The organism is Sinobaca qinghaiensis, from assembly GCF_003610495.1.
Taxonomy (GTDB): Bacteria; Bacillota; Bacilli; order Bacillales; family Marinococcaceae; genus Sinobaca; species Sinobaca qinghaiensis.
The window spans coordinates 1-25,384 of record NZ_RAPK01000006.1; the positions used below are offsets into that span (position 1 = coordinate 1).

At 45.2% G+C, this 25,384-nt stretch carries 23 protein-coding genes; 12 read left to right on the plus strand and 11 right to left on the minus strand.

Annotated features, from left to right (window positions below; all coding sequences use genetic code 11):
* On the plus strand, positions 1-281 hold a 281-nt coding region (locus ATL39_RS00345), incomplete at its 5' end, for an IS3 family transposase (RefSeq protein WP_147419319.1).
* 43 nt (positions 282-324) lie between these two features.
* Here the strand turns inward: ATL39_RS00345 and ATL39_RS00350 are convergent.
* Positions 325-1,626, minus strand: coding sequence for an Nramp family divalent metal transporter (locus ATL39_RS00350; protein WP_342768752.1), 1,302 nt, complete (start codon positions 1,624-1,626; stop codon positions 325-327).
* Between the two features lie 306 nt (positions 1,627-1,932).
* Here ATL39_RS00350 and ATL39_RS00355 point away from each other — a divergent pair, with 306 nt between their 5' ends.
* From ATL39_RS00355 to ATL39_RS00375, 5 genes are all read left to right on the plus strand, one after another.
* The gene (locus tag ATL39_RS00355) at positions 1,933-3,876 is read left to right on the plus strand and encodes a BglG family transcription antiterminator (protein ID WP_120191296.1); all 1,944 of its coding nucleotides are present in this window, start codon (positions 1,933-1,935) and stop codon (positions 3,874-3,876) included.
* A 146-nt stretch (positions 3,877-4,022) separates the two neighbouring features.
* Positions 4,023-4,334: a PTS sugar transporter subunit IIB gene (locus ATL39_RS00360; RefSeq protein ID WP_120191297.1), complete on the plus strand. Its 312-nt coding sequence runs from the start codon at positions 4,023-4,025 to the stop codon at positions 4,332-4,334.
* A 94-nt stretch (positions 4,335-4,428) separates the two neighbouring features.
* Positions 4,429-5,754 carry a PTS cellobiose transporter subunit IIC gene (gene celB / locus ATL39_RS00365; protein WP_120191298.1) on the plus strand — a complete coding sequence of 442 codons (1,326 nt, stop codon included), beginning with the start codon at positions 4,429-4,431 and terminating at the stop codon, positions 5,752-5,754.
* A 37-nt stretch (positions 5,755-5,791) separates the two neighbouring features.
* A complete protein-coding gene (locus ATL39_RS00370; RefSeq protein ID WP_120191299.1) occupies positions 5,792-6,100 on the plus strand; it encodes a PTS sugar transporter subunit IIA in 309 nt (102 codons plus the stop codon).
* A gap of 15 nt (positions 6,101-6,115) precedes the next feature.
* On the plus strand, positions 6,116-7,504 hold the full coding sequence (locus ATL39_RS00375) for a glycoside hydrolase family 1 protein (protein WP_120191300.1): 1,389 nt from the start codon (positions 6,116-6,118) through the stop codon (positions 7,502-7,504).
* Positions 7,505-7,652: 148 nt separating this feature from the next.
* Here ATL39_RS00375 and ATL39_RS00380 read toward each other — a convergent pair whose 3' ends face one another.
* The 7 genes from ATL39_RS00380 to ATL39_RS00410 all read right to left on the minus strand — a co-directional run bounded on the left by ATL39_RS00380 (position 7,653) and on the right by ATL39_RS00410 (position 17,010).
* Positions 7,653-9,431 carry an IucA/IucC family protein gene (locus tag ATL39_RS00380; RefSeq protein WP_120191301.1) on the minus strand — a complete coding sequence of 593 codons (1,779 nt, stop codon included), beginning with the start codon at positions 9,429-9,431 and terminating at the stop codon, positions 7,653-7,655.
* Positions 9,432-9,505: 74 nt separating this feature from the next.
* Positions 9,506-10,798: a lysine N(6)-hydroxylase/L-ornithine N(5)-oxygenase family protein gene (locus ATL39_RS00385; RefSeq protein WP_120191302.1), complete on the minus strand. Its 1,293-nt coding sequence runs from the start codon at positions 10,796-10,798 to the stop codon at positions 9,506-9,508.
* Positions 10,785-11,360 carry a GNAT family N-acetyltransferase gene (locus ATL39_RS00390; RefSeq protein ID WP_120191303.1) on the minus strand — a complete coding sequence of 192 codons (576 nt, stop codon included), beginning with the start codon at positions 11,358-11,360 and terminating at the stop codon, positions 10,785-10,787. The genes ATL39_RS00385 and ATL39_RS00390 overlap by 14 nt, the downstream gene beginning before the upstream one ends.
* 35 nt (positions 11,361-11,395) lie before the next feature.
* Positions 11,396-13,126, minus strand: a complete 1,731-nt coding sequence (locus ATL39_RS00395; protein ID WP_120191304.1) for an IucA/IucC family protein — start codon at positions 13,124-13,126, stop codon at positions 11,396-11,398.
* Positions 13,119-14,636, minus strand: coding sequence for a pyridoxal phosphate-dependent decarboxylase family protein (locus tag ATL39_RS00400; protein WP_120191305.1), 1,518 nt, complete (start codon positions 14,634-14,636; stop codon positions 13,119-13,121). The genes ATL39_RS00395 and ATL39_RS00400 overlap by 8 nt, the downstream gene beginning before the upstream one ends.
* A 284-nt stretch (positions 14,637-14,920) precedes the next feature.
* Positions 14,921-15,754, minus strand: coding sequence for a lipoate--protein ligase family protein (locus tag ATL39_RS00405; RefSeq protein WP_120191306.1), 834 nt, complete (start codon positions 15,752-15,754; stop codon positions 14,921-14,923).
* 125 nt (positions 15,755-15,879) lie between these two features.
* Positions 15,880-17,010, minus strand: coding sequence for an NAD(P)/FAD-dependent oxidoreductase (locus ATL39_RS00410; RefSeq protein ID WP_120191307.1), 1,131 nt, complete (start codon positions 17,008-17,010; stop codon positions 15,880-15,882).
* Between the two features lie 190 nt (positions 17,011-17,200).
* On the opposite strand from ATL39_RS00410, the gene modA reads away from it, so the two are divergent.
* The 3 genes from modA (at position 17,201) to ATL39_RS00425 (ending at position 19,344) form a co-directional block, all read left to right on the plus strand.
* The gene (gene modA / locus ATL39_RS00415) at positions 17,201-17,983 is read left to right on the plus strand and encodes a molybdate ABC transporter substrate-binding protein (protein ID WP_120191308.1); all 783 of its coding nucleotides are present in this window, start codon (positions 17,201-17,203) and stop codon (positions 17,981-17,983) included.
* A gap of 3 nt (positions 17,984-17,986) precedes the next feature.
* Positions 17,987-18,649 (plus strand): molybdate ABC transporter permease subunit, encoded by a 663-nt coding sequence (gene modB / locus ATL39_RS00420; RefSeq protein ID WP_120191309.1) that lies wholly within the window; start codon positions 17,987-17,989, stop codon positions 18,647-18,649.
* 137 nt (positions 18,650-18,786) lie between these two features.
* Positions 18,787-19,344, plus strand: coding sequence for a TVP38/TMEM64 family protein (locus ATL39_RS00425; RefSeq protein WP_245960885.1), 558 nt, complete (start codon positions 18,787-18,789; stop codon positions 19,342-19,344).
* 49 nt (positions 19,345-19,393) lie between these two features.
* Here the strand turns inward: ATL39_RS00425 and ATL39_RS00430 are convergent, their stop codons facing one another.
* Positions 19,394-20,251 carry a YihY/virulence factor BrkB family protein gene (locus ATL39_RS00430; protein ID WP_120191310.1) on the minus strand — a complete coding sequence of 286 codons (858 nt, stop codon included), beginning with the start codon at positions 20,249-20,251 and terminating at the stop codon, positions 19,394-19,396.
* A gap of 56 nt (positions 20,252-20,307) precedes the next feature.
* Positions 20,308-20,727, minus strand: a complete 420-nt coding sequence (locus ATL39_RS00435) for a DUF948 domain-containing protein (RefSeq protein WP_170146788.1) — start codon at positions 20,725-20,727, stop codon at positions 20,308-20,310.
* Positions 20,728-21,008: 281 nt separating this feature from the next.
* Between ATL39_RS00435 and ATL39_RS00440 the strand changes: the two genes are divergently transcribed.
* From ATL39_RS00440 to ATL39_RS00450, 3 genes are read left to right on the plus strand one after another with little or no spacing between them, the layout of a single operon-like run.
* A complete protein-coding gene (locus ATL39_RS00440) occupies positions 21,009-23,099 on the plus strand; it encodes a BglG family transcription antiterminator (protein WP_120191312.1) in 2,091 nt (696 codons plus the stop codon).
* A 17-nt stretch (positions 23,100-23,116) separates the two neighbouring features.
* Positions 23,117-23,383: a PTS sugar transporter subunit IIB gene (locus tag ATL39_RS00445; protein WP_120191313.1), complete on the plus strand. Its 267-nt coding sequence runs from the start codon at positions 23,117-23,119 to the stop codon at positions 23,381-23,383.
* A 30-nt stretch (positions 23,384-23,413) separates the two neighbouring features.
* Positions 23,414-24,781: a PTS ascorbate transporter subunit IIC gene (locus ATL39_RS00450; protein WP_120191314.1), complete on the plus strand. Its 1,368-nt coding sequence runs from the start codon at positions 23,414-23,416 to the stop codon at positions 24,779-24,781.
* Positions 24,782-24,826: 45 nt separating this feature from the next.
* Here ATL39_RS00450 and ATL39_RS00455 read toward each other — a convergent pair whose 3' ends face one another.
* A complete protein-coding gene (locus ATL39_RS00455) occupies positions 24,827-25,204 on the minus strand; it encodes a thiol-disulfide oxidoreductase DCC family protein (RefSeq protein WP_120191315.1) in 378 nt (125 codons plus the stop codon).
* Positions 25,205-25,384 lie beyond the last annotated feature (180 nt).

Here is a 25,384-nt window from a genome sequence, read left to right on the forward strand (position 1 = left end):
ACTATCAGCACCGGGCCTGGACCACCTTGTTGAAAACCAACCGTGTGTTTGCCAGCATGTCCCGGAAAGCGACCTGCGCAGACAACGCCCCGATAGAAAATTTCTTCGGGCTGTTAAAACAGGAAATGTACTATGGAAAAGAGCTTGTCTCCTACGAAGAGCTCAAACAAAGGTTGGAAGCCTATATTCATTACTACAATCACGATCGGATCAAATTAAAATTGGCTGGCCAAAGCCCGGTGAAGTACCGAACATCGACCAGCCAACTCGCTGCATCATAAAACTTTAACTTTTAGGGGTCACTACCCGGCGGCTCTTTTTTTGTTAAATAATACCGAAAATATCCAAAAACACGCGTATCGCAAGAAAACATACAATGACCATAACCACGGTATAAATAATATTCTGGGAAAGCGTATTAGCATACTCGCCAAGAAACTTTCGTTTATTACATAAAATCCATATCGAACCGACAATGGCCGGCAGCAGAAGACCGTTAATCGCTTGAGCCGCCATAATCAGCTGAATTGGAGTCTGTCCAAACAAGTACACAATTAATATAGGCGCGATAGCTGCAAGCAGCATCATAATCCGATTGGGCAGAGCGTTTACTTTTTCTGATGTGCCAAACGCCTGGCCGAACAGCGCCGGCTGCACAGATATATTGAAAAGCCCGGAAGAAAATCCGGCTGCCCATAATCCTAATGCAAATAATACTCCGGCATACTGTCCTAAAAGAGGCGTAAGCTGATAAGCCATGTCGGCGGCTCCTTCAATCACAGCTCCGGTACCGAAAATGACGCTCCCTGCACAAATCAATATAGAAATAGAAATAGCTGCTGTAATAAAAAGATTTACTCTAAGGTCAAAATGAGAAAGCTTCATTTTTTTCCAGGTTGGAGTGACAGTGTCTTTTTCATATTTCCGCTTAATGAAAGCTGAAAGTCCCAATGCTGTATTAGGAGGCAGCGTAGTGGCAATTAAAGCGAGTACGAGCCAGTAATTACTTTCTGGTATTTGGAAGGAAAAGCCGGTAGTAAACACATCCGCAATACTGGGACCGGATACAAATACCGTTAAAACAAAAGCGAGCACCATTAATCCGATAAAAACGCGGTTAATATTTTCAAGCAGTTTGTAGATGCCGATCCATGAAATAATTAACGCTCCAACGGCAAGGAAGCTGACCCAGGCCAGTATTGGAATAGAAGGAAGAAAAAAGTTCAATGCCAGGGCGGCACCGGTAAAATTTCCTGCCTGAAAAGCAATAGCGCCTAAAAGAAGCGCAATATACAGAGGAATAGACCAGCCTTTTCCCATGTAGGATCGAATACCGTCCATTGCTGCCATCTTTGTTTGAATTGTAAATTTCACGACCGGCCTTTGAAAGTAGTAGGCCGTAAAGCAGGCAATAACCAAAATCCACATCACCTGGAATCCATAAGTAGCACCAGCGACTGAGACAGTCGTAACGGTACCGGGACCAACAATACAGGCTGCCACAATAGCTGCCGGCCCAAGAGATTGAAGTTTTTCTTTTGTGGTGATTTTTTTATTATTTTGGTTTACATCCGATTGGTTTATATTGATTTCTTTTTCTTTTTGAATGATAAATCCTCCTTCAATTACTCAATATGATAGATTAATCAAACCATAGATAAAGTTTTTGGTCTGTAGGGATGGAAGATTATATACGGAACAAATAAAAAGAAGAAAATGATCTCTTTTAAAAATAGCGCTTACATAAAATCTACGATATTTCCGGTAGGAAGAGGAAAAAATGTATTGCCTGTTTAATGTAAAATTATAGTAAGTTGATAGAAAGACAAGTGTGCGGCCGGTAAATCCAGGCTGTAAAAGAGAACGATTACATTTGGCGGCGGGGACAGTCCACCATTTTGTCTATAGTAATCGGACAAGAAAGGAGGGAAAATGATGGATACGAGAAGCAGTGTTATTTTAAAAGAGTTAATGGCAGCACCGGGGCCTCTTACAAGTCAGTATCTGGCTCAGTTAAACCGGGTCACCTCGAGAACCGCAAGGGAAGATGTGAAGCAAATAAATGACAAATTAATGCAGCACGGGGCAGAGGTTCAGTCGCTGAAAGGAAAAGGATACGTTCTTGTTATTGAAGATGATGCTGCTTTTAAATCGTTTTTAGAAAAAGAGTTTCAGACAGCTTCTGTTCTTGCTTCTTCTTTTCCGGATTTTCCAGAGGAACGGGTCCGTTTTTTAATCAAACGACTGCTCCTGTCCAATACGTTTTTAAAGCTCGAAGACCTGGCAGATGAGCTTTTAATCAGCAAATCAACGATTCAAAATGATATACGCATGGTGAAAAATATCTTCAAAAAATATGATATTACACTGGAAAAACGGCCTAATTATGGGCTGAAAGCAGTGGGAAATGAATTTAAACTGCGCTTTTGTATGTCTGAGTACGTATTTGCAGAACGGGAAGGTGTGACAAAAGATATTTTTGACAGCCAGCTCCCCGGTCTCATAAAAGAAAATGTAAACGATATCTGGGATATTATTCTGGAAGAAAGCAAAGCATCCAATATTACGTTATCGGATATCGCGATGAATAACCTATTTATTCATATAGCAATTACGTATAAAAGAGTACAGTCCGGGCATCATATTACCTTATACCCCCGCGAATTTAAGGATATAAAGAGCAAAGAAGAATATAAGACAGCCGAACGAATCGTCAGTAAGCTAGAAGCGAAACTTGGTATTACATTTCCAGAAGTCGAAGTTGCCTATATCGCCATTCATCTATTAGGAACAAAAATGATATCGCAGGCCAACTTATCGGCCCAGGAAGTAGAGGAAGTACTGGACGTACCAATATATCAGCTCGCTAATTCCATACTGGAAGCGATTGAAAATAAAATGGGACTTGGAATCCGTCGGGATAAAGAGCTCCTTGTTGGGCTGGGGCTTCACTTAAAGCCGGCGATTAATCGTTACAAATATGGAATGAACATTAGAAACCCGCTGCTATCCGATATCAAAATGAATTATCCAGTTGCATTTGAAGCCGGCATTATTGCCGGTCTTGTGCTTGAAGAATATATGGGGGTTCATATTGAAGAGGGAGAGATTGGATATATTGCGCTTCATATTGGAGCGGCGATGGAACGAAAAAAGGCACATTCCGGCCCAAAACGATGTATGGTGGTCTGTGCTTCGGGGGCGGGAAGCGCTCAGCTGATTTTCTATAAGCTGCAGTCTCAGTTCGGGAACCGTTTAGAAGTGGTGGGCACTACTGAATACTATAAATTGAGCCAGATTTCCTTTGCGAATATAGATTTTATCGTCAGTACGATCCCAATCGCAGAAAAGCTGCCAGTGCCCGTAGTACAGGTGAAAACAATTTTAGGAGAAGGTGACCTGGAACGGATTGAAAACCATGTAGCAGAACAGCACAGCAGCATCGCAGAATATATAAAAAAAGACCTGTTTTATTTCCAGAAATCCTTTTCTGCAAGAGAGGACGTTCTTTCCTTTCTCGCAAAAGAACTACAGGATAAAAATCTGGTCCAGGAAGATTATCTGGAACAATTGATGGAGCGCGAAAATATTGCTCCAACCAGCTTCTGGAACCTGGTAGCTCTTCCCCACCCGGTCACCACCCAGACCGATGAAACGTTTTTAACTGTCTGTACACTGCAGCGGCCGATCAATTGGGGAGAGAAAAGAGTACAGCTTGTATTTTTATTAAATGTGCAAAAAGGAGACACACAGGATCTGCAGACGTTATACAAAGGCCTGCGCTACATTGTAGATAATATCAGTGTCGTGCAGCGTATTCTAAAATGCCGGAATTATGAGGAGTTCCTCAAAGTCCTGAAGAATCAGCAGTCTTGAAAAACAAGGCTGTTTTTTTCTGTCTGAAGTTCCGGTGGAAAACACTTTTTTCCTCTTCATAACGGAAAAAGTATGCGTTTTCATTTTGTGGGTAGTCTCATAAACTAAGGTTAATCTTACAAAACAACTCAAGGAGGAAACAACATATGAAAAATATACTTCTGGCGTGTTCGGCAGGAATGTCGACAAGCATGCTCGTTTCAAAAATGGAAGAAGCTGCACAAGAACAGGGCATTGAAGCGAATATCTGGGCCGTATCACAGGATAAAGCAATTCCGGATATGGAAAAAGCAGATGTGCTGCTGATCGGTCCGCAGATGCGGTTCATGAAAAAGAAATATTCTATCAAAGCAGACGAAGTAGGTATTCCACTGGACGTGATTGATCCAATGTCTTACGGACGGGTAGATGGAAAAGCCGTGCTGACAAGAGCGCTTGAGCTTATTGAAAACAACTAGGTGAAAGTACAGCGGAAGAGAACTACACATAGAGACTTTCTCTTCCTTCTTTTAAAACGTGGAGAAGCATTTACTACATTTAGGGGGAGTTAAAATGAACAGCAACAGCAAGTTTATGGATCTGCTTGAACGGGTGCTTATGCCAATTGCAGAAAAACTGAACAACAACCGGTATTTAACCGCACTTCGGGACGGATTTCTTGTAGCCCTGCCGCTTATTATTTTCGGTTCTATCTTCGTTGTACTGGCAAATCTGCCGTTTTTGGATCAAATGATCAGCGAAAGTGCCTTTGCCGCCTACCAGGAAGCTCTAGGACCTGCCTCTGCAGCAACGTTAAGTATTATGGCACTCTTTGTTATCATCGGAATAGGGTATAAGCTGGTAGAACATTCCGGCGGTGAAGGCATTTACGGCGGGGTCGTGGCGCTGGCTGCTTTCTTAATTCTTACCCCGCAGATGGTAGAAGAGACGCCGGGAGGTATTCCAACTTCCGCTTTAGGAGCAGAAGGATTGTTTGTAGGTATCATTACCGCATTTGTCGCAGCAGAGCTGTATTATTTCTTTGTTAAAAAAGACTGGACGATTAAGATGCCGGCCGGCGTGCCGGGAGCAGTAACCCGCTCTTTCAGCGCATTGTTTCCAATCGCACTGTCGTTAACTGCCTTTCTTATTATCCGGATTATCTTTACCTTTACGCCGTTTGTTACAGTACAAAACTTCATCTACACGGTTCTGCAGGAGCCGTTAACTGTTCTCGGCGGCGGGCTTCCGGCAACAATTGTCGCTGTACTGCTCATTCAGCTGTTCTGGTTTTTCGGACTGCACGGTCAGATCCTCGTGAACTCCGTTCTCGATCCGATCTGGTACACGCTTAACAACCAGAATCTGGAGGCTTTTCAAGCAGGTCAGGAGCTGCCAAACGTTGTAACGAAGCAGTTTATTGATACTTTTATTGTAGGTATAGGCGGTTCCGGTATGACATTGGCTGTTATTTTAGGCATCTTTCTTATCGGCCGCAGCAGACAGATGAAGCAGGTCGGAAAGGTAAGTGCACCTCCAGGCATATTCAATGTAAACGAACCGATTATTTTTGGACTGCCGATCATTTTGAACCCGCTCGTTCTTATTCCATGGCTGCTTGCGCCGGTCGTTGTCTGCGTAGTTGTTTATTATTCCATGCTTACAGGGCTTGTGCCTAAGCCTGCAGGTATAATTGTTCCCTGGACGACACCGCCGTTAATCAGTGGATTTCTCGCTACAGGAAACGCATGGCAGGGGGCAGTGCTGCAGCTTGTCAGCATGTTCATCGTGTTTGTCATCTGGTGGCCGTTCCTGAAAGTAATGGATAAGCAGTACTATGAGCAGGAGCAGGCTGAAGAAGCAGCTGCTACTACAGAAACAGAAAAGCCTTCCAACTAAATACTGACAATACGGATAGAGAGAAAGGAAAGGTCGTATGGAACAAATTACAGAGGTGGCGTTTCAAATTATATTGTACGCCGGAAATGGAAAATCAAGTGCAATGGAGGCTATTCAAGAAGCAAAAGCCGCTAACTTTGAAGAAGCAGACAGGCTTATTATAGAAGCAGGGGAAGAGCTTGGCAAAGCGCATAAATACCAGACGCAGCTCCTGCAGCAGGAAGCAAGCGGAGAAAAGTCACCCGTAAACGTAATGCTGATTCACTCCCAGGACCACTTGATGACATCAATGACCGTCCGCGACCTTGCTGTTGAGATTATTGAAATTTACCGCACCAGACAATAAAGGAGGATTTCTTTTATGGCACTGCAGTATACATTTCCAGAGGATTTTTGGTGGGGGAGCGCTACTTCGGCGACACAGATTGAAGGGGCTGCCTCAGAGGACGGGAAAGGCTTAAACATTTGGGACTACTGGTACAGTAAGGAGCCAAACCGCTTCTTTAATGGCGTAGGGCCGGAAACGACCTCTGATTTTTACCATACGTACAAAGAAGACATTCAGCGGATGAAAGATATTGGACATAACTCCTTTCGGTTTTCTATCTCCTGGGCCCGCCTGATTCCAGGCGGAGAAGGGGATGTGAATGAAGAAGCGGCAGCATTTTACCACCGTGTGATTGATGAACTGCTGGCTCAGGATATCGAGCCGTTTGCCAACTTGTTTCATTTTGACATGCCGCTGGAGATGCAGGAAAAGGGCGGCTGGGAAAGCCGGGAAGTGGTTGATGCATACGCTGTTTTTGCAGAAAAATGCTTTGAACTGTTCGGTGAAAAAGTACAGAAATGGTTTACGTTTAACGAACCAATTGTTCCTGTAGAAGGCGGCTATCTGTATGATTTTCACTATCCGAACGTCGTTGATTTCAAGCGTGCAGTTCAGGTGGCGTATCATACCATTATTGCTCATGCCAAAGCAGTTGAAGTGTTTAAAAAACGTTCCATTCCCAATGGAAAAATTGGTACCATTTTAAATCTGACGCCTTCCTATCCAAGAAGCCAGAATCCGGCTGATCTACGGGCTTCCCGCATCGCCGACCTGTTTTTCAACCGCAGCTTTCTCGATCCGATGGTAAAGGGAGAATTCCCGGAAGAACTGACAGCCATTCTGCGGGAACATGGGCAGCTGCCGGAGATGCTCGAAGGAGACAAAGAACTCGTAAAGCGCAACACGGCTGAACTGTTAGGTGTAAACTATTATCAGCCAAGGCGTGTGAAGGCAAAGGAGCACCTGCCGAATCCATACGGTCCATTTATGCTCGACTGGTATTTTGATCTTTATGAAATGCCGGGCAGAAAAATGAATCCTTACCGCGGCTGGGAGATCTACGAAAAAGGCGTATATGATATTATGATCAACCTCCGTGACAATTACGGAAATATCGAGTCGTTTATTTCAGAAAATGGAATGGGTGTTCAGGATGAAGAGCGGTTTATGGAAAACGGTCAGATTCAGGATGATTACCGAATCGATTTTATCCGCGAACATTTAAAATGGCTGCACCGTGCAATTCAAGAAGGATGCAATGCTAAAGGGTATCATCTCTGGTCCTTTATGGATAACTGGTCTTGGATGAATGCCTATAAAAACCGCTACGGCTTCTTCTCGGTAAATATTGAAACGCAGGAGCGCACTCCAAAGAAAAGCGCCGGCTGGATTACAGAGGTTTCCAAAAATAATGGATTTTAACGCATAGAAAAAAAGCTGGAATTCCAGCTTTTTTTCTGTTTTGTAGACTGTTGAAGAAGACACAAAAAACATATTTTGTACAATAAGCGGTACAGCGTGTTCTCGAAAGGACAAGCCTTAAGTTAAATAAAAAAGGGCGGGGAGCATACTAATTCAATACAGGCACATCCGCCAGCGCATTATGCACTTTGCCGTATTCAGAGGCGTGCGGGCGGTCATCGCTGTCTTCGTAGCCGTAATCAATCATGCGGTTACGGTTGAGGCACAGTTTCGTAAGTTCCGGCTGCAGCAGGTCGAATAGTTCAAATCGTTCCTTCAGCTCCGGAAAGCGTTTCTGGTAGTCAACGATCACCGTTTTCACAGAGCTCCAGAACCCGGTTTCCCCAAGCAGATTATCCTCCTCAAGCAGTTCGGCGAGGTAACGGTAATGGCAGATGAACAGACCGGTAAAAACAAACTGGACGAGACCTTCCGGTGGTTCGCTGCGGAGCACGGTTTTCATACGTGTGCTGATCGAGGTCAGCTCCGGCAGCGGCTGGTCACTGATATTAACGTCATCTACGAAATCTTTCATGATAAGGCGTTTGGGACGTCCGTTTTCCAGTACTACAATCGTATTCTGCCCGTGTGGGGAAAAGACGGTACCGTACTGATACAAGTAATGAAGCAGAGGAGGAAGAACAGCCTGGTGCAGAGCCGCTGTCCATTCTTCTGCGCTTAATCCGGACTGCTTCATCCATACGGATACAAGAGAAGTGCCGAACGTATCTCTGTGAAGCAGTGAAGCTAATGTAACAGCCTGTTCGCCCGGCTCTAAGGCTTTGTATATACTCTCCCGCCAAATGGCACCGAGCATTTCTTTGTACTGATATGGAATGCCTTCGACGCTTTCATAAGCAGGATTATCGACATGAATGCTTACTTCTTCTCCGAGCAGGTAAAGACCGCACGTCGTGTGTAGAAACTCATCTTTCTCCCAGATCCTTTTAATAAAAGCAGTGACCTCGGGGGCAATCCGCGTTCTTTCGCCGGGGAGGCCCCGGTAGACGAGCGTGTTCAAAATACTCATGGGAAGCTTCACATGATATTTCTCTTTGTCTGTCTGGTTAACGAACGTGCGGACAGACTGCTGGGGCAGATAGAGGTCTTCCCCGTCGCCGAGAGGAACGATCCGGCGCATGGCGATTTCTTCGGCAAACGCCGTAATCAACACGTTTTCCCACTGCCACGGATGAACAGGCAAAAAGACATAATCGGCGGGATTCAGCTCATAGGCCTCAAGCTTATGCTCGAATTCCTTCCATTTGGCAGAGCCGCATTCGTCTTCTAAAAAAGAAGAGGTATGAATATGCTCGAGCTGCTGTACATGGGCGAGATCTGATTGGACAGCGATCCAGTGCAGGCGGACATTCTGCTTTTGTTCCGGGGCATACTGCAGATAGTCTTCGTGGTTAAAGCCGATGCGTCCTTTGTTGTAGGTGATCCATGGGTGCCCTGACATTTCCCCTTCCAGCTCGCTGTAATCCATTTCCGTGATCGCTTCTGCTTTCACAGGGCGGGCAAGCAAATGGCAGTCTGCCAAAAGCGTATGCTGGTATTCTTTAATTAAGTGTCCCACGGTGTTGCTGCTCATCGGCAGCATCTGCTGGAGTTCGAGCAGAAAACTGACAGCGCGGATAGGTTCGGTTTCCGGTTCTTTGTATAAAGAATCAGGCTTTACAGTATAACTGTCAAAGAGGCGGGGCACAGCCTGAAACCAGTAGGTGGACGCTCCTGCCGCAAGTTTCCGCCAGTGGCCCTCCCCGGACTCCGGATGAATCATGTCTTCATACATAAATTCCTGAAGCATTTTGGCTGTAAGACGCCGATTTGCTTCCTCCCATAAATGCGGCTGGATGTGCGTACTGATAGATGCTTCATGTTTCATAGCAGTTCCTCCGATCGGTTCGATTTAGTATGGAATAGAGCAGCATGTAGATTATTCAGTGATAAAAGCAGCTGTTATCCGAAGTGCTGAAACACGTTTTTTCTTTTCAGGTTGTACACCTCACGGCCTGTTAAGGCGTTAATAATAGCAGCATTTCGGAAAGCGCCAAGGCCTAAGTCGGGTGCGCCGGGTCCATGGGTATGCATTTCCGCATTTTGTACATACATGTTTCGGGAGGACGGCCGGATCTGCTGTACGCTGTAGTCTTCATTAATGCAAAGACGGTTGTGGGTGTCGCGCTGCCATTCGCTTTCTGCATCATCTAAAAATCGGGGAATGCGCTGTTTATAGCCCGTGGCGAGAATAATAATATCCGAATCACATGTGAATGTTTCTTCTTTCTCCCACTGGGTAAACGTCAGGCGGTTTTCCGCCAACGTGCCGGGTCCGCATTTGGACAGCTCACAGAGTGGCTGCATATGAACGTTCAAGGCAGCTCCGCCGATGGTTTTTTCATACAGGGCATTATAAATATTAGCGATTGTTTCTGTACTGATCCCTTTATATAAAAGGTCCTGCTTTTCGAGCGTGCGGTCCTTTGTTTCCTGGGAAAGACTGTAGAAATAATTCGTGTAATCCGGTGAAAAATGTTCCAGTCCGAGCTTGGAATATTCCATCGGGAAAAATCCGCGGGAGCGGGTAAACCAGTTCAGCTTCTGCTCTTCGCTTTTGGTGTTAAGAAGTGTTTCAAATATTTCAGCGGCACTCTGGCCGGAGCCGACGACCGTAATCGAACGTGCGTCCCGGCACTCCTGCTGTTTGTCGAGAAACGAAGCCGAATGAAAGACAGAACTGTTGTTTTCCAGCCCTTCCAGCGGAGGGAAAACTGGTTTTGTACCAATGCCCATAACAATATTTCTGGCTTCATGTATTTCTACAGCGCCCGAAGTAATACTGCGGACATGGACCGTCCACCATTGATCGTTTTTAGGAGATACAGACTCTACTTTCCAGCCAAACCGGCAGGAATCCAATTGAGAAGCCGTCCACTGGCAGTAATGATTATATTCACGTCTCGGGATATGAAACTTTTCATAAAAATAAAACTGGTACAGCCGGTTCTGTTCGTTTAAATATTCCAAAAAAGAAAAACGGCTGCGCGGATGCACCATCGTAACAAGGTCTGCCAGGAAAGGCACCTGAAGCGTCGTGCCTTCAATCAGCATACCTGGGTGCCATTCAAATGCAGGTTTGGCATCAAAGAAGACAGCCTGTACTTCCGGATGTTCATCCAACAGGGCTGCAAGCCCAAGGTTAAAGGGACCCAGCCCAACGCCGAGAAGGTCCCACTGTTTAACTGCTTTCATACATTTCAACCGCCTTTTTAAAAGAATCTCTCCGGCATGCCATGAGCAGGCCGGTTTTATCAGGAAGCTGGATCGGCTTAATAGGTTCATAGCCGCATTTGTAAAAGATATGAATCATTTTTTCATTGCGGATATCAGGTTCTGCCATGACTTTTTCTGTATTAGGATTTTCCGAAAATAACCGGTCCGTCATAGCTGCAAGAAAAGGAAAGGCCAGGCCGCGGTCTAAATGGGTTTCCGGTCCAAACAACAGATGCACGCCTTCATCGGAAGGGTGCGGGTGATAGAAGCGTGCGATAATGTCTTTTTTGGCCTGGTACGTTTCCCAGTAGCTCATTGGTATTCCTTCATATAAACCGATCCAAAGCCGCTGGTGTGTGTCGGAAAGCGCCTTGTCCAGGTGTCTGGAAAAGGCTGTTTTTGATAGGTTGAGGTGCCAGTAGGGAATAACGTGGGGTTTGTGCATCCACTCCAGCAGCATTGCTTCATCCTTTTGGCGTTCAAAAGGACGAAACGTAATAGCATCGGTAAATATGGACGGGTTGGGAAAAGATGCTGTCATACGATCGCCTCTCTTTTTTAATAAGTCCAAAAAGATTATGTGTTACTATGCGCAGCTAGAGGATTGGTTACTTTAGTGTATACAGACTGTTCCTCCAGCGTGCCGGTGAGTTCATCCATATTACGGAAGGTGGTGAGCAGATTGGCTTTGCAAGGAAGGACAGGGTCCTCCAGGAGGCTTTCAATTAGGCTGGAGGAAGAATGCTGGGCCACCGGCTTCATCTGTTCGAGTTGAATTCGTACAGCCTGAAGCAGCTGTTCTTCCTCTGCAAGTCCGCTTGTGCCAAAAGCATTGATGAGCCCGAAAATGTGATTATAAAAAAAGTAATAACGAAGTCTTTCATCGACAAGCCCGTCGGAGCAGACGGTGTGGCTTTTATCCTTTAATTCCGGTACAAACGATTCCAGATAAGCTTCCCTGGAAGCGGCAAAATAATAGCCTTGATTATCGCGATAGTAAAAATGCTTCGGCCAGCCTTGATTTAATGACAGTACAGCATTCTGCTGGTGAGCCTCTAGAGCAATCCCATGGGTGAAGTAAAGCCAGAGAATCGGCTGGAGGGAAATAGATAAGTAGCGGTCAAACCAATCCAGGCTGACTTCTTCCAGACTCCGGTTCTCCTGTATGGAAATCGATTCAATTATCCGGTATAGGTGAGATTGTTCTCCTGCTGCAGGATCCTGGCAGAGTCCGGCTATTAAGGAGGTGTCTTCTTTGTTTTCTCCTTTAAATGGGTTTTCCCTTATAACGGTTTCAAATCCGCTTTCGTCTTTTCCCCGGACATTAAGATAGGCGGGGTCTTTTGTAATAGAAAACCCGGGGAAATAATCAGCAAGCTGTCTGCCGATAGAGCTTTTAAGTATTTCATGAATAACGAGGCCCCGTTCCAATTCCATCCGCTTATTAATACGCAGGGAATTGGTTACTTTAACAGGAATGGAGAGCTTGAGCATAATATCACTTTCTTCGTTATACAGCGTGCGGATCGAAGAAGTAGCAGCAAAAGCAGGTCCCATCCGGCCGGCATCGATCATTTTTTTATCCTTTATCCAGTCTTGTATATGAGGCTGTTTCAGCAGCGTGGAAGCCTGCAGGGGATGAACCGGAATCAGCGTATAGTCTGTGTAGTCTTTCCAATTCCGCTTCGTCTCCTCTGAAAATAGTCCTAAAATCTTTTCTTCAGCAGATTCGCCGTCTGCGCTTTTTGCTTCAGCCAGAGAAGCGTGCACCCAAAAGTAGTGAAGCGTGAAGCGGCCTTTCGTTTCCGGTGAATACAGCAGCGTTTCCTGTTCATTCATTCCCTGACGGCTTTTTGGTGTTGGATGAAACAAATGGCCGTACAGAAGGGACTGCTCTGATTCAATAAAAGAGCGTCCGGCCGGGTACAAACGGGAGAGATCTGTGCTTCGGTTCTCCAGAAAGAAGACAATATTCTCGTAGCTTAAAAGAATTCGTTTCATTGTTTCCGGCACATGCCGGCTCGTTTGATAGTCCAGGGAAAGTTCTTTTAATAAGAGGCTGGACGCTGTAACTAAATCAGCTTCCAGCCATTGTGCCTGTCGTTTTGCTTTGTAAAGCAGCGGGAAGGAGAATAAATGCCTTCCCGTAAGTGAGGCATATCGGAGGGGAGCCATAAGCTCCATCTCCTGATGCGGCAGTTCTATATAAAGCCTGCCCGCTTTCTGCTCCCCGGCTCCTGTTTCTCTGATGTAGCAGTTTAAAAAGCTTTGCAGCGTGACTTCTGCTGCCGTTTTTCTGTTATCCACGCGCTTCTTCCTCCTTTAATCGCCTTCCGATCGTGAGAATGGAGCGGATCAGCGTGATGATCTGGTCTTCGGAAATGCCTGGATTTAACAAAGTTACTTTTAAATACTGTCTGCCTTCGAGACGTGTTTTAGCCAGAACAGCCGTGCCGTCAAAAAAGAGTTCTTCTTTAATACGCCGGTTCCACTCGTCTAAAACCTCCGGCGCTGTTCCTTCTTCCCGGTAGCGGAAAACGAGCGCATTGGACTGCGGTACGACCGGTACTTCAAACTCTTCCAGAGGCTGTATTTTTTCGTAAAGAAACTGGACAGCTTCAATGGTCTGATCGATCATACCGCCCATTGCTTTTGTTCCGGTGCAGCGAAGCGTCATCCAAAGCTTTAAAGCATCAAAGCGGCGCGACGTCTGGACGGATTTACCGGCAAGGTGAACCATGCCCGATTCTTCATCTTCCGGAGGGTTCAGGTAGTCAGCGTAATGACTTGTATATTGAAAGTTATTTCCTTCATTTATTAAAAAAGCACCGCAGCTGACCGGCTGATAAAATAATTTATGAAAATCAATGGTCAGGGAATCTGCTGCTTCTACGCCTTTTATTTGATCTGCGTGCTTGTCGCTTAAAATTAATCCCGCCCCATAGGCTGCGTCCACGTGAAACCAAATGTCTTCCTGTTTGGCAAGAGCTGCGAGTTCATAAAGAGGATCCACGCTTCCATAGTCCGTAGTTCCGGCAGTAGCGAAAATAGCAATAGGCAGCAGGCCGTTTTCTCTGGCTTGTGCAACAGCGAGGCTGCAGGCTGCGGCATCCATTTCCTGTTTTTCGTTAACCGGGATGGACACGACTGATTTTTCGCCCAGGCCGAGCTGGGAGGCAGCCTGTTTCACGGTGAAATGAGCCCGCTCCGAAGTGAAAATACGAAACCGGGAAGCTTCAGGGGGGAGGCCTTCCTGTTTGATGTCGTGATCGAGCTTGTTATTTGCATATTGATTCCGGGCCATAAGAAGCCCCATATAATTGGACTGGGTGCCTCCGCTCGTAAAGACCCCGTCCATTTCCGGAGAAAACTGAAACAGCTCTCCAAGCCAGGAGATCAGGCGTTCTTCGGTGAATGTGGCGGCCGGGCTCTGGTCCCAGGAATCCATGGACTGATTTAATGTATTCAAAATGATTTCGCCGGCAAGAGCCGGAATCATAGGGGGGCATTGCAAATGAGCCATGCAGTAAGGATGCTGCACCATAACGGACTGTTTAACTACTTTTTCTTTTATATCTTCCAATACATCAGCAAACGGCTCTCCGTCCAGTGAAGCCGGAGGAGAGGAAGCCAATGCATGTTTTATATCTTCAGGGCGGCTGCCGGAATAAGGCTTGTCTGTTTTTCTAAGCAGATCCGCCATTTCTGCTACAGTTTGCTGCAGATCTATTTCGAAACGCTCCAGGCTGGATGGATCCAGGTGAAGCAGGGTTTGCTCTGTTGTGTGCTGAAGCGTCTGATCTTTCATTAGTACCATCTAACAAGCCCCTTTCAATTTTTGATAATGAAAATCATTATCAATGAGGTGAGATAAAAAAAGCGCATGATAGTGCGCCGAATTTCTGTGACGTTACCTAATGTATGCCATGGAAAATAATCTGTCAATCTATATGATCGGAATCGGTAACAATCTATCATAAGGGAGATAATAATATACATTATTTGGAAATTAAAGAAGGTAGATATACATAGCTGTCAAAAAATAATGAAAAAAAGCACCTCTATCGTTGAGCGATAAAGGTACCACATATTTCAGCAGAATTAGGTGAGTGCTTTGTCATTACGATCCACAACCCGCTGGTACAGAGAGTCGAACTGCTGCAGCTCCTTAGGCGTAAGAGTAGATGTATGAAGCCTGGCACCGTGTGTGTATACAACAGTAGTAAGCAGACGCTTTGTAACGTCTTGTATATCAATCGGGGTGCCGTACAGTTCGGAAAGAGAGGACATCACTTTCGGGTTGATACGCGGCCACTCGTAGCGGACCGGTTCTCCCTGAACCGCAATATCATAAAATTTTTTCAGAAGCTCCGCCCGTTCCTCTCCGTATTCAGTGACGGCAAGGTAGATTTGGACGGCGATTCCACCGCGGATACGGCGCTGGGAAATACCTGCAAATTTACGGCCGCCCATACTAAGATCGTATGTCCCGGGACAATAAGAGCCGACCACTTCATATGCTTCAATGGGAAGAGGGGCGTCGGAAAACACCTCTTTCATCAGCTCCCACATAAAGTCATAGCCGCTGTTAATGGAAATGCCGCGGTCTTCTTTCATAATAATAGAAAGGTTGTAAATTCCTTCATCCAGCACGACCGCCAGGCCGCCGGAATTCCGGACAATAACGCGGTATCCCTGTTCTTCTAAATAACGGCAGCCATCCATAATATAAGGAAGCCTGCTGTCCTGAATGCCCAGCACAACGGTAGGGGAATGAACCCAGGACCGCATGACCGGATCAGAAATCCCTTCTCCCACGCTGGTACACAGCGTATCGTCAAGCGCGAAAGACTGCAGCGGGTGATACTGAAGGCCGGAGCTGGAATGATCAATCCAGCGCCAGTCTTGTCCGTTCCATTTATCGTGCACGTTCATGTGGCTATCTCCGTTTCTATAGAGCATAAAGCAGAGGTATGCTTTATATTTTTAACTATTCCAATTAAACCTTCCTTATTATAGCAGACAGAAAGAACCGGTAAAAGCCAGCTGAACCGCTGCTTTTATAAACGGGCGGCGGGCTGGATGGCTCCTTCAATACTATAGTCTTCCAAAGAAAGACTGATGTCCTTATCCATTGCAAGCTTAGCCAGCTCGGACCCTAGAAACGGCCCGGTTGTTAATCCGGAAGCTCCCAGGCCGTTAGCGGCGAGAAGGCCTTTTGTTTCAGGCACAAAGCCGATAACCGGCAGAAACCCCGGCGTGGCCGGCCGAAATCCGACACGCATCTCTTTAATCATGCTTTTTCTTAAGCCCGGTGCCATATGAAGTGCACTTTCGAGAAGCTCAAGATAACCTGCAGCAGTCGGCTGGGTGGTTACAGCATAATCTTCGTGAGTGGCACCGACTACAATATGGCCGTTGGAAAAAGGAACCATATAATGAGGACCGGAAGGAATAACGACCGGCCAGTTTTCTGTTGCCGTGTTTTCGATCTGCATATGCATAATCTGGGCTTTTTGTGATTCAACTGCAAAAGAAAGTCCGAGCGGCTCCAGGCATTGATTGGCCCAGGCGCCGCCGGTGAGTATGACACGGTCGGCGTAGTAGTTTTCGTTATTAACGGTAACGCCTGTAACCGTCCGGTTTTCATGAATCAGAGAGGCTTCCTCTCCCTGTATCCAGGAGGCACCCATCTGCTTTGCTGCTTCCAGCAGGGCCAGGCGAAGGGCGCGGCCGTTTACTCTTGCTCCTCCGCTGACGTAAACCGATTGATAATGATCAGCTAAAAGAGGGAACGCCTGCTTTGTCTGCTTTTCATTTAATGAAAACACATGGCCGATTTCCGGCGCCTGTTCGCGGCGTTTGATGGCCCGCTCCGCTGTTTTCGCTTTGCGGTTGCCGTCCCGGTGAAGGCTTAACGCGCCGGTGCTTTTGTATCCGGTATCGTGCTGGCCCAGTGCTTCCAGCTGCTTAATGAGATCGGGGTAATAGGCCGCGCCGTTTCGGGCCAGAAAGTACCATGGTTTGTTTCTTCTCTGCGAAAGCCATGGGCACACGATTCCGGCGGCCGCATCGGTTGCCTGCCCTGTGTGTGCGCGGTCAACCACCGTAACATCTGCTCCGGCGGCAGCCAGATGGTACGCTGTTGAAGCACCAAGAACACCTGCTCCAATGACAATATAATCAGACATAATGTATCTCCTTTTTGTATCGTTTCTTCTGCAAGCTTACATGATTTAAGCCTTTGTTTCACGAAAAGTTTATAAAGAGAGAAGCCTTTTCGGCGAAGCTTTCTTTTTCTTTTCAACTTTGCATTGTTATACTAAAGAAAATTGCGGTAAACCATCAGCAAATTGGAGAAAATAATGAGGAGCTGTTGTGATGAAATTTCCAGTCATATTTTCAGCTGCTGCAGGTCTTCTTGTATTGGCCGGATGCAGCAGTGAAGCAGAAGAAGCAGGCCAAAGCGAAGAGGAATCTGTAGAAATTAATGTAGCCGCTGCGGCTGATTTATACCACGCGTTTACAGAGGTTGGGAAAGACTTTGAAGAAGATACAGATATTATCGTTACTTTTTCCTTTGGCTCCACCGGCCTGATGACGCAGCAGATTGAACAGGGAGCATCCTACGATTTATTTGCCGCAGCCCATGAATCCTACATTGATCGGCTTATTGACGCAGAGGCCGTCGAAGCAGACTCAAAGCGGCAGTACGCATTAGGGCAAATTGGAATTATGCATGATGGAAGCATACAGGAGAGTCTGGAGCCTGCCGATTTAACCAGTGATGAGATAGAGCGTATTGCCATCGCCAATCCAGAGCATGCCCCTTATGGACAGGCAGCAAAGGAGGCATTGGAGTCATGGGGGATCTGGGATGAGGTACAGGGAAAACTCGTATATGGAGAAAATATAAGACAGACTCTTCAATACACTGAATCAGGAGATGTAGACGCCGGTATTATAGCCCTTGCACTCTCCAAACAGTCCGATCTGCTATACGAACCGATAGATACAGAGGATTATGAACCAATCACCCAGGCGCTGGCTGTTCCTTCCCGAAGTCCTCATCCGGAAGAGGCCCGGCAGTTTGTCGATTATCTGTTCTCGGAGGAAGGACGGGAAACGATGAATGAGTATGGATTCGAGCTTCCGGAGGAGTAAATAATGATAGATTTAATTGGATTCCCGCTGTTTTTATCCCTTCAAGTAGCTGTTATAGCAACCGGAATTGCTTTTGCAGTTGGCGTAGTATTTGCCTGGCTGGTTACGGTACATAAAAACAAATGGACGGAGCTGCTGTCTTTATTGATGATGCTTCCGCTCGTCCTTCCGCCTACCGTAGTAGGCTATTATTTATTGTTAACGCTGGGAACAAACAGCTGGATCGGGCGGACAGTAGAGCGCATAACCGGATCCACTATTTTATTTACCTGGCAGGCTGCAGTAATTGCTGCCTCTATTGCCGCCCTTCCATTGATCATACGTCCGATGCAGGCAGCATTTGAGTCTATTCACAAAGGCAGCCTGGAGGCAGCCCAGCTGGATGGAGCCAATCAATGGCAGATTTTTTATAAAATTATGGTGCCGCTCGCCTATCGAGGCATTATTGCAGGCATCGTGCTTGGATTTGCCAGGGCCATGGGAGAGTTCGGCGCAACGATTATGGTGGCAGGAAACATACCCGGACGGACGCAGACGCTTTCCATTGCGATCTATGATGCGGTACAGGCAAATCGAATGGAAGAAGCCCATATCATGGTTCTGGTACTAAGCATTACTACGATCAGTATCCTTTTGTTGACCACTATGGTATTAAAAGCAAAATGATGAAAAAGAAAACTACTGCCGGTGTAGTTTTCTTTTTTTATGAACATGATATAGTAGAGAAACGTGATTTAACGACCGGTTGAAGCCGGGTACGCCCGGAACATTTTAGAAACCAGACAAAGAGAGGAGGGGGTTGATTGGATTCCCTGCATACATCCATACAGTCGATTATTCAGGAAGCAGGGTGGCTTGCTCCTATATTATTTATTATCCTTCATCTCGTAAGGCCGATGCTTTTTATTCCGGTTTTGCTGTTATGCATGGCCGGCGGCCTGTTTTTTGGGTTTCTTTACGGAGCGTTGTATTCTGTGGTCGGCCTGTCCTTATCCAGCCTTATCTTTTACAAACTTGTCCATGTCTTTCCAAGTCTTCACCGGAAAATTACCTCCCTGAAGGAAAAACTGCTGGGAAACCGGAAAGTGACGCTGGGGCAGGTGATGGTTCTTCGTCTGCTGCCGTTTATGCATTTTTACTTATTGTCTTTATACTTAATAGAAATGACTAAATCCTTAAAAGAATATATGTATTATTCGGTAGCGGGAATCCTGCTGCCTTCGATTATTTATACTGCTTTTGGCCGTGCGATATCGGAAATGCCATGGTATCTGACTATCATCACGGCAGCACTGCTGCTTGGTGTGTACAAGCTGTTCGGGAGAAGCCGGCAGCCGGAACCGGAAGGATCCAGTATTTAAAAAAACCGGAAGGCCTTTTCAGAGGGCCTTCCGGTTTTTAACTATGTGGTTATACGATTCCTTTAGGAAACCCGTCTTTTTCTGCTTTGTCGCGTATTTTTTTCCGGTGGAAGATCACGTTAATTTCCGCGCCTACCATAAGAATAATACCAATCAGATAGAACCACAGCATTAATACGATAATACCGCCGAGACTTCCGTAAGTAGCGGAATAGTTGCCGAAATTGCTCACATAAAAAGAAAATCCGAGCGAAATGACCTGCCACAGCAGCGCCGTGATTAAGGCACCGGGAAGAATTTCTCTAAAAGGGTACGTTTTATTTGGGGCAAAATGATAAAGAGCCGATAAAACAATAATCATGGCAGCAATACTAATTACCCAGCGCAGCACCTGAAATAAAATTGTCGTCTGCGTGGGAAGATTGACTACTGAATTAATAAAATCAATAATAACATTTCCAAAAATAGGAAGAATCAGCGCGGTGACGACTGCAAGAATCATTCCAATAGTAAGAGCCAAAGACAGCAGTCTTACTTTAATAAACGATCTGGTTTCTTCTACATCATAAGCTTGATTGGAAGCCTGAATAAAGGCGTTGATCCCGTTGGAAGCAGACCATAGGGTACCGATAACACCAATACCAAGCAGTCCCCCCTGCGGCGTCGTAACGAGGCTTACGATATTTTCTTCAAAAATGGCCGCCATTTCTCCAGGCACGACGTTTCGCACTACTTCCATTGCGCTCTCCGGTTCAATATTTAAAAAGGGAAGAAGCGACAGAAGCAGAATCATGAGCGGAACTATAGCAAGCAGATAATAGTAGGCCTGGGCAGCGCCAAGCATAGTGACGTTGTCTTTTTTGAATTCCCTTCCAAGTTCCTGTACATAACCTTTTAATTTGTTCATAAAAGCCTCTCTTCCTGCCTGTCCATCTTATGTAAAAAAAGAAAGAAAATAGCGGACTATTTTCTTTCTTTTTTAGCTGCAAATTTGGAATACAGGTCAATCGCTGTATTGCCCCATTCGAGCATGCGATTTACTTCATACGAATAAGAAGCTTTTGCTTCTTCTTCTACCATATTGGTAGTTTGTACATTATGCTGCAGCGAACGCAGCGAAGGTTTTGTTTCCTTAAAAGAATCGAGCAGAACCTGCACAGACTGCTTTTTGTAAGCAATATCTTCGTTGATAAGCTCTGTTTTCTGCTGAATCCCACCTGCTTTATCAGTCAATGATTCAATACGTGATTGAATTCTGCCGCTGACCGTATTAAGCTCTTTGATCGTGCTTGTCGTGTTTTTGAAGATTTTAATAGCATAAATAGCAAGAAACACAATAGCCAGTACAACAATGCCAATACTGACGTATAAAAGCCATATCATTAACCTCACCTCCTTTCTTCTATCTACCCTGATTTGAAAGCTTTTAAAACGGTATTCTATTTCTCTCTTTCTATACAGAGTAAAACAAACATTCCTAATCCTGGTAAAGGGAGATTCTTTAATGAAATTTAGTCTCATTTTGCAAATGTAAACATTACAAAAATGGAACGTAGAAAGCCCTTACATTATTCGTAAAAGCCTATTAATATAAGTGTTAGAAGCAAAGCGCTTATGCTGTTATTAAATTGAATTTTGCAAAATGAGATATAGGAGGGTGAATCATGGTCCTGGACCAGAGAAGAACATCTATCCTGCATTTAATCACCCGGTCTCCCAAAACGGTGGAGGTACGGGAGCTGACAGAAGCACTGGGAGTCTCGCAGCGCACCATTTATTACGATATCAGCCAGATTAACGGCTGGTTGGAAAGGGAGGGTTTATCACCTATAAAAAAAGAGTACGGCAAAGGTTTTTACATTCCCCCGGATGCAAAAAAACAACTGCCTGCTAAGCTGCACCTTCAAAATGAATGGGAATACCGGTTTTCCGGTAAGGAAAGACAGCACCTGCTAATTTTGTTTATGTTATCCCGAAAAAAACCGGCTTCTTTAAAAGAGCTGATTCATCTGACACAAGTAAGCCGGGGTACTTTGTTCCGCGACTTAAAAAGAATATCGGCAGATTTGAAGCATCAGGATTTGGAACTCGCCCATGCTAAAAATGAGGGCTATTCCATAAGTGGAAATGAAACAAAAAAAAGAAAGCTGCTGACTCAATGCATTTCCGACGTACTGTCCAATCCGGAATCAGCCCAGCTTCGTGAAAAAGCGCAGGCTGTAATCAATCCCGGCTCCAAAAAAGAAGAAGAACTCGTTCCTTATCTGGAGTATGAAATTACGTTACTGGAAAAAGAAATTCATGTGTCATTTACCGAGCATGTGGTTCAGTTTTTAGTATATCAGCTCCTGATCTCGCTGAAGCGTCAGTCCGCTTCCATGACAGAGGAGATCGACCAGGAAGAAAAAGACATCTTAAAACAGACAGAGAGCTACCTGGCAGTGGAGAGGCTATCGGACCGTATACAAAAAAACGGCTGCGCACCATTGGAAGATATTGAAAAATTTCAACTGACGATGCAGATTCTCGGATCGCGTGTTCATTACGCCTCAACGCAGCATTCAAGAAAAATAGAAGAAAAGAAATTAAAAAGAGTCATCACCAAAATCGTTGATGATTTTCAATTAATTGGCTGCCTGCTGCTGGAAGAAAGAGCAAAGCTGGAAAACAATCTGCTGACTCATTTAAAACCAGCTTATTATCGATTGAAATATGACCTGCCTATAAGCGGAGGTTATGCAGAGAAAATTGAATCTGAATACCCGGACGTTTTTTATTTAACAAAGCGTTCGTTGTCACACTTGGAATCTTTCATAGGGAAATCGATACCGGAAGAAGAAGTGGCATACATTGCTATGCATTTTGGAGGATGGCTGAAACGTGGGAATCATCGATCTATCAAGCATTTTCGAGCTTTTGTCGTTTGTGAAAATGGAATTGCGGCTTCCGGAATGCTGCGCTCCCAGCTCGAAGCGCTTCTGCCGGAAGTGTTTATCGCAGGTACATTATCTGTAAGAGAGTATAACCGGCATGCCCATGAAGCAGACATTATTTTTTCTACTTCTTTCATTAAACAAAAAACGATCCCGGTTATTTATGTACCGGCCCTTTTAAATGATAAAGAAAGGGAACGTATTGTGATCCAGCTAAATCAAACACTCCACAAAGAGAAAGGTGGAGAAGAGGCGCATCTGCTGTCTCTGATCGAGGAACACGCAACGATTCATGACTATCAAACGCTTCAAAAGAAAATTCATGCTTATTTACAAAATAATCATTCTACAAAGGAGACACATAAACCTATGCTGGAAGAACTTCTCACCCCTAAGACGATTCAGCTTGCAGACCGGGCAGAAAGCTGGCAGGAAGCAGTAAAGCAGGCTTCACTGCCTCTCTTAAAAGACGAAAGTATAAAGGAAAGCTACGTTGATGCAATGATTGAAAACATTTATGAAAATGGGGCCTACGTTGTAATTGCCCCGCAGATTGCTATTCCGCATGCCCGCCCGGAAACGGGAGTGGAGCGGCTTGGGATGAGCCTGCTCCGCCTGCGCTCGCCGGTTTTCTTTTCGGAAGACCCCAAGCATAAAGCTTCTCTCGTTATAGTACTGGCAGCAGTAGACAATGAAACCCATCTGAAGGCTTTATCCCAGTTGACGGAGATGCTTTCTGAACCGGGCAATATAGACCAGCTGTTAAGCGCAGAAACAAAAGAAGACGTACTGTCACTTGTATCCAAATATTCTTATAAATAAAAAATGGAGGGTTTACGATGAAAAAAATATTAGTAGTATGTGGTAATGGATTAGGAAGCTCTATGATTGTGTCGATGAATGTACAGAGCATTTTAAAGGATATGAACATCGAAGCGGATGTGTCGCATACCGATTTAACAACGGCAAAGACGGAAACTGCGGATCTCTATATTGGATCAGAAGATATTCTGGGAAATATTAACGACGGCACAAGAAATGTAGCACTGCTGAATAACTTATTAGACAAAAAAGAGCTTCGGACGGCGCTGGAAACACACCTCTAATACAAACGAACGAAGGGAGGAAGAAGAAAAATGATAGATATTATTATGAATGATCTGTTAGGCACGCCGGAGCTGCTGGTCGGGATGTTTGCATTCCTGGGCCTGCTGCTGCAGCGTAAAGCAATCGCAGATGTCGTTTCCGGAACGCTGAAGACCGTTCTTGGCTTTGTTATTCTGGGCGCCGGAGCCACAGTGATTATTGGTTCGCTGGATCAGTTCAGCCAAATGTTTAATCACGCGTTTAATGTAGACGGGGTTATACCAAACAATGAAGCTATTGTAGCAGTAGCCCAGGATGCGTTTGGCACGGAAACGGCGATGATTATGCTGTTTGGAATGGTGGTCAATATAGGGCTTGCCAGATTCACTCCATTTAAGTATATCTTTTTAACAGGTCACCACATTATGTTTATGGCCTGCCTGATCGCGGTTATTTTGACTACAGGAGGAATGTCAGGAATTGGCATGATAGCGCTTGGAGCTATTATTCTAGGTTCTTTAATGGTGCTGTTTCCTGCCATGCTGCAGCCATATACAAGACAGATCACGCAGTCAGATGATATCGCGGTCGGCCATTTTGGATCTTTCGGCTATCTGGCTGCCGGCTTTTTAGGAAGTAAATTTGGAAATAAGGAAAAATCTACGGAAGATATTAAAGTACCCAAGTCTTTAGGGTTTCTTCGGGACACATCGGTAGCTGTATCATTAACGATGGTTATTCTTTTCATTGTTGTTGGATTGTTTGCCGGCGGACAGTATGTAGAAACCGAACTCAGTGAGGGACAGAACTTCTTGATTTTTTCTCTCATGCAGGGTCTGGCCTTTGCAGCCGGTGTTTATATTATTTTAGCCGGTGTGCGGATGCTTCTTGGAGAAATTGTTCCGGCATTTAAAGGAATAGCAGACAAAGTAGTGCCGAATGCAAAGCCGGCACTCGATGCACCGGCAGTGTTTCCTTTTGCTAACAACGCTGTGATTATCGGATTTATGCTCAGCTTTGTCGCTGGACTGATCAGTATGCTTCTCTTGCCTCTTTTCGGTCTGGCAGTGATTGTGCCCGGTCTGGTACCGCACTTCTTTACAGGAGCTGCAGCCGGCGTGTTCGGCAACGCCACTGGAGGAAGAAGAGGCGCAGTTATTGGAGCTATGGCAAACGGCGTAATGATAAGCTTTTTACCGGCTCTTCTTCTGCCGCTGCTCGGCGAAATAGGTTTTCAAAGTACTACGTTTGGAGATGCAGACTTTGGAGTAATTGGGCTTGTGCTTGGTAATTTGAGCCTGGCAATCAACTCCACCGTTTTATTCGCTGCCATTGTCCTTGGTATACTGAGTATTTTTATGGGCATAGGGTGGAGAATCAGCAAAAAGAAAAAAAAGGAAGAAGCAGAAGCCGCATAATATATAGTAAACACCTTCGGACACAAAGTCCGAAGGTGTTTTTTTCTATTCATCAATCCGGGGCGGATCATATTTTCCAAACCATTTAAATCTGCTTTTGGAAACATATAAATATAGGGGGGAGCCTGCTCTATCTACAAACGGAAAGTAGAGAAACGCCCCCGGTATCCTGGCGCCGGGAAGATCTATTAACATACGGCGGATAGCGTAAAATCCTTTCATGACGACACCTTGACTGGTTAACATATGAATTTCGGTATAAATATTTTTACCCTGCAGATAAGGGTAGGTCTCTGGTTCTTTTTCCGCTGTCTGGGCTGCAACCCATTGAAGTTTATTGTTTTTATCCAGTTTGTTCAGGTTTTTCTTTAAATGATAACAAAGCGGACAGGAAGCGTCATAAAAGACTATATGCTGGGTCATGGTGGTTCAGCTCCTTTTCCTTCTCATTCACTACTTTTGTTTAAAATAAACCCAGCCCCCGTCATGACCGGGCCTATAACATTTTACTGTTATAGTAAAGAGATAATCTGCCAAAGAATTTTCCCAATCCTCAGGAATATTGAAATAAATCTTGAAAAAGAACGGATATTTTTAACCAAA

What these genes read in the sequence shown, in the direction of transcription:
- ATL39_RS00385 (WP_120191302.1), bottom strand. Translation starts at nt 10,798, where the DNA reads ATGAAAGCAGTTAAACAGTGGGACCTTCTCGGCGTTGGGCTGGGTCCC.
- ATL39_RS00400 (WP_120191305.1), bottom strand. Translation starts at nt 14,636, where the DNA reads ATGGTACTAATGAAAGATCAGACGCTTCAGCACACAACAGAGCAAACC.
- ATL39_RS00355 (WP_120191296.1), top strand. Translation starts at nt 1,933, where the DNA reads ATGATGGATACGAGAAGCAGTGTTATTTTAAAAGAGTTAATGGCAGCA.
- ATL39_RS00375 (WP_120191300.1), top strand. Translation starts at nt 6,116, where the DNA reads ATGGCACTGCAGTATACATTTCCAGAGGATTTTTGGTGGGGGAGCGCT.
- ATL39_RS00410 (WP_120191307.1), bottom strand. Translation starts at nt 17,010, where the DNA reads ATGTCTGATTATATTGTCATTGGAGCAGGTGTTCTTGGTGCTTCAACA.
- modB (WP_120191309.1), top strand. Translation starts at nt 17,987, where the DNA reads ATGATAGATTTAATTGGATTCCCGCTGTTTTTATCCCTTCAAGTAGCT.
- ATL39_RS00430 (WP_120191310.1), bottom strand. Translation starts at nt 20,251, where the DNA reads ATGAACAAATTAAAAGGTTATGTACAGGAACTTGGAAGGGAATTCAAA.
- ATL39_RS00380 (WP_120191301.1), bottom strand. Translation starts at nt 9,431, where the DNA reads ATGAAACATGAAGCATCTATCAGTACGCACATCCAGCCGCATTTATGG.
- modA (WP_120191308.1), top strand. Translation starts at nt 17,201, where the DNA reads ATGAAATTTCCAGTCATATTTTCAGCTGCTGCAGGTCTTCTTGTATTG.
- ATL39_RS00450 (WP_120191314.1), top strand. Translation starts at nt 23,414, where the DNA reads ATGATAGATATTATTATGAATGATCTGTTAGGCACGCCGGAGCTGCTG.
- celB (WP_120191298.1), top strand. Translation starts at nt 4,429, where the DNA reads ATGAACAGCAACAGCAAGTTTATGGATCTGCTTGAACGGGTGCTTATG.
- ATL39_RS00360 (WP_120191297.1), top strand. Translation starts at nt 4,023, where the DNA reads ATGAAAAATATACTTCTGGCGTGTTCGGCAGGAATGTCGACAAGCATG.
- ATL39_RS00405 (WP_120191306.1), bottom strand. Translation starts at nt 15,754, where the DNA reads ATGAACGTGCACGATAAATGGAACGGACAAGACTGGCGCTGGATTGAT.
- ATL39_RS00435 (WP_170146788.1), bottom strand. Translation starts at nt 20,727, where the DNA reads ATGATATGGCTTTTATACGTCAGTATTGGCATTGTTGTACTGGCTATT.
- ATL39_RS00390 (WP_120191303.1), bottom strand. Translation starts at nt 11,360, where the DNA reads ATGACAGCATCTTTTCCCAACCCGTCCATATTTACCGATGCTATTACG.
- ATL39_RS00440 (WP_120191312.1), top strand. Translation starts at nt 21,009, where the DNA reads ATGGTCCTGGACCAGAGAAGAACATCTATCCTGCATTTAATCACCCGG.
- ATL39_RS00370 (WP_120191299.1), top strand. Translation starts at nt 5,792, where the DNA reads ATGGAACAAATTACAGAGGTGGCGTTTCAAATTATATTGTACGCCGGA.
- ATL39_RS00455 (WP_120191315.1), bottom strand. Translation starts at nt 25,204, where the DNA reads ATGACCCAGCATATAGTCTTTTATGACGCTTCCTGTCCGCTTTGTTAT.
- ATL39_RS00445 (WP_120191313.1), top strand. Translation starts at nt 23,117, where the DNA reads ATGAAAAAAATATTAGTAGTATGTGGTAATGGATTAGGAAGCTCTATG.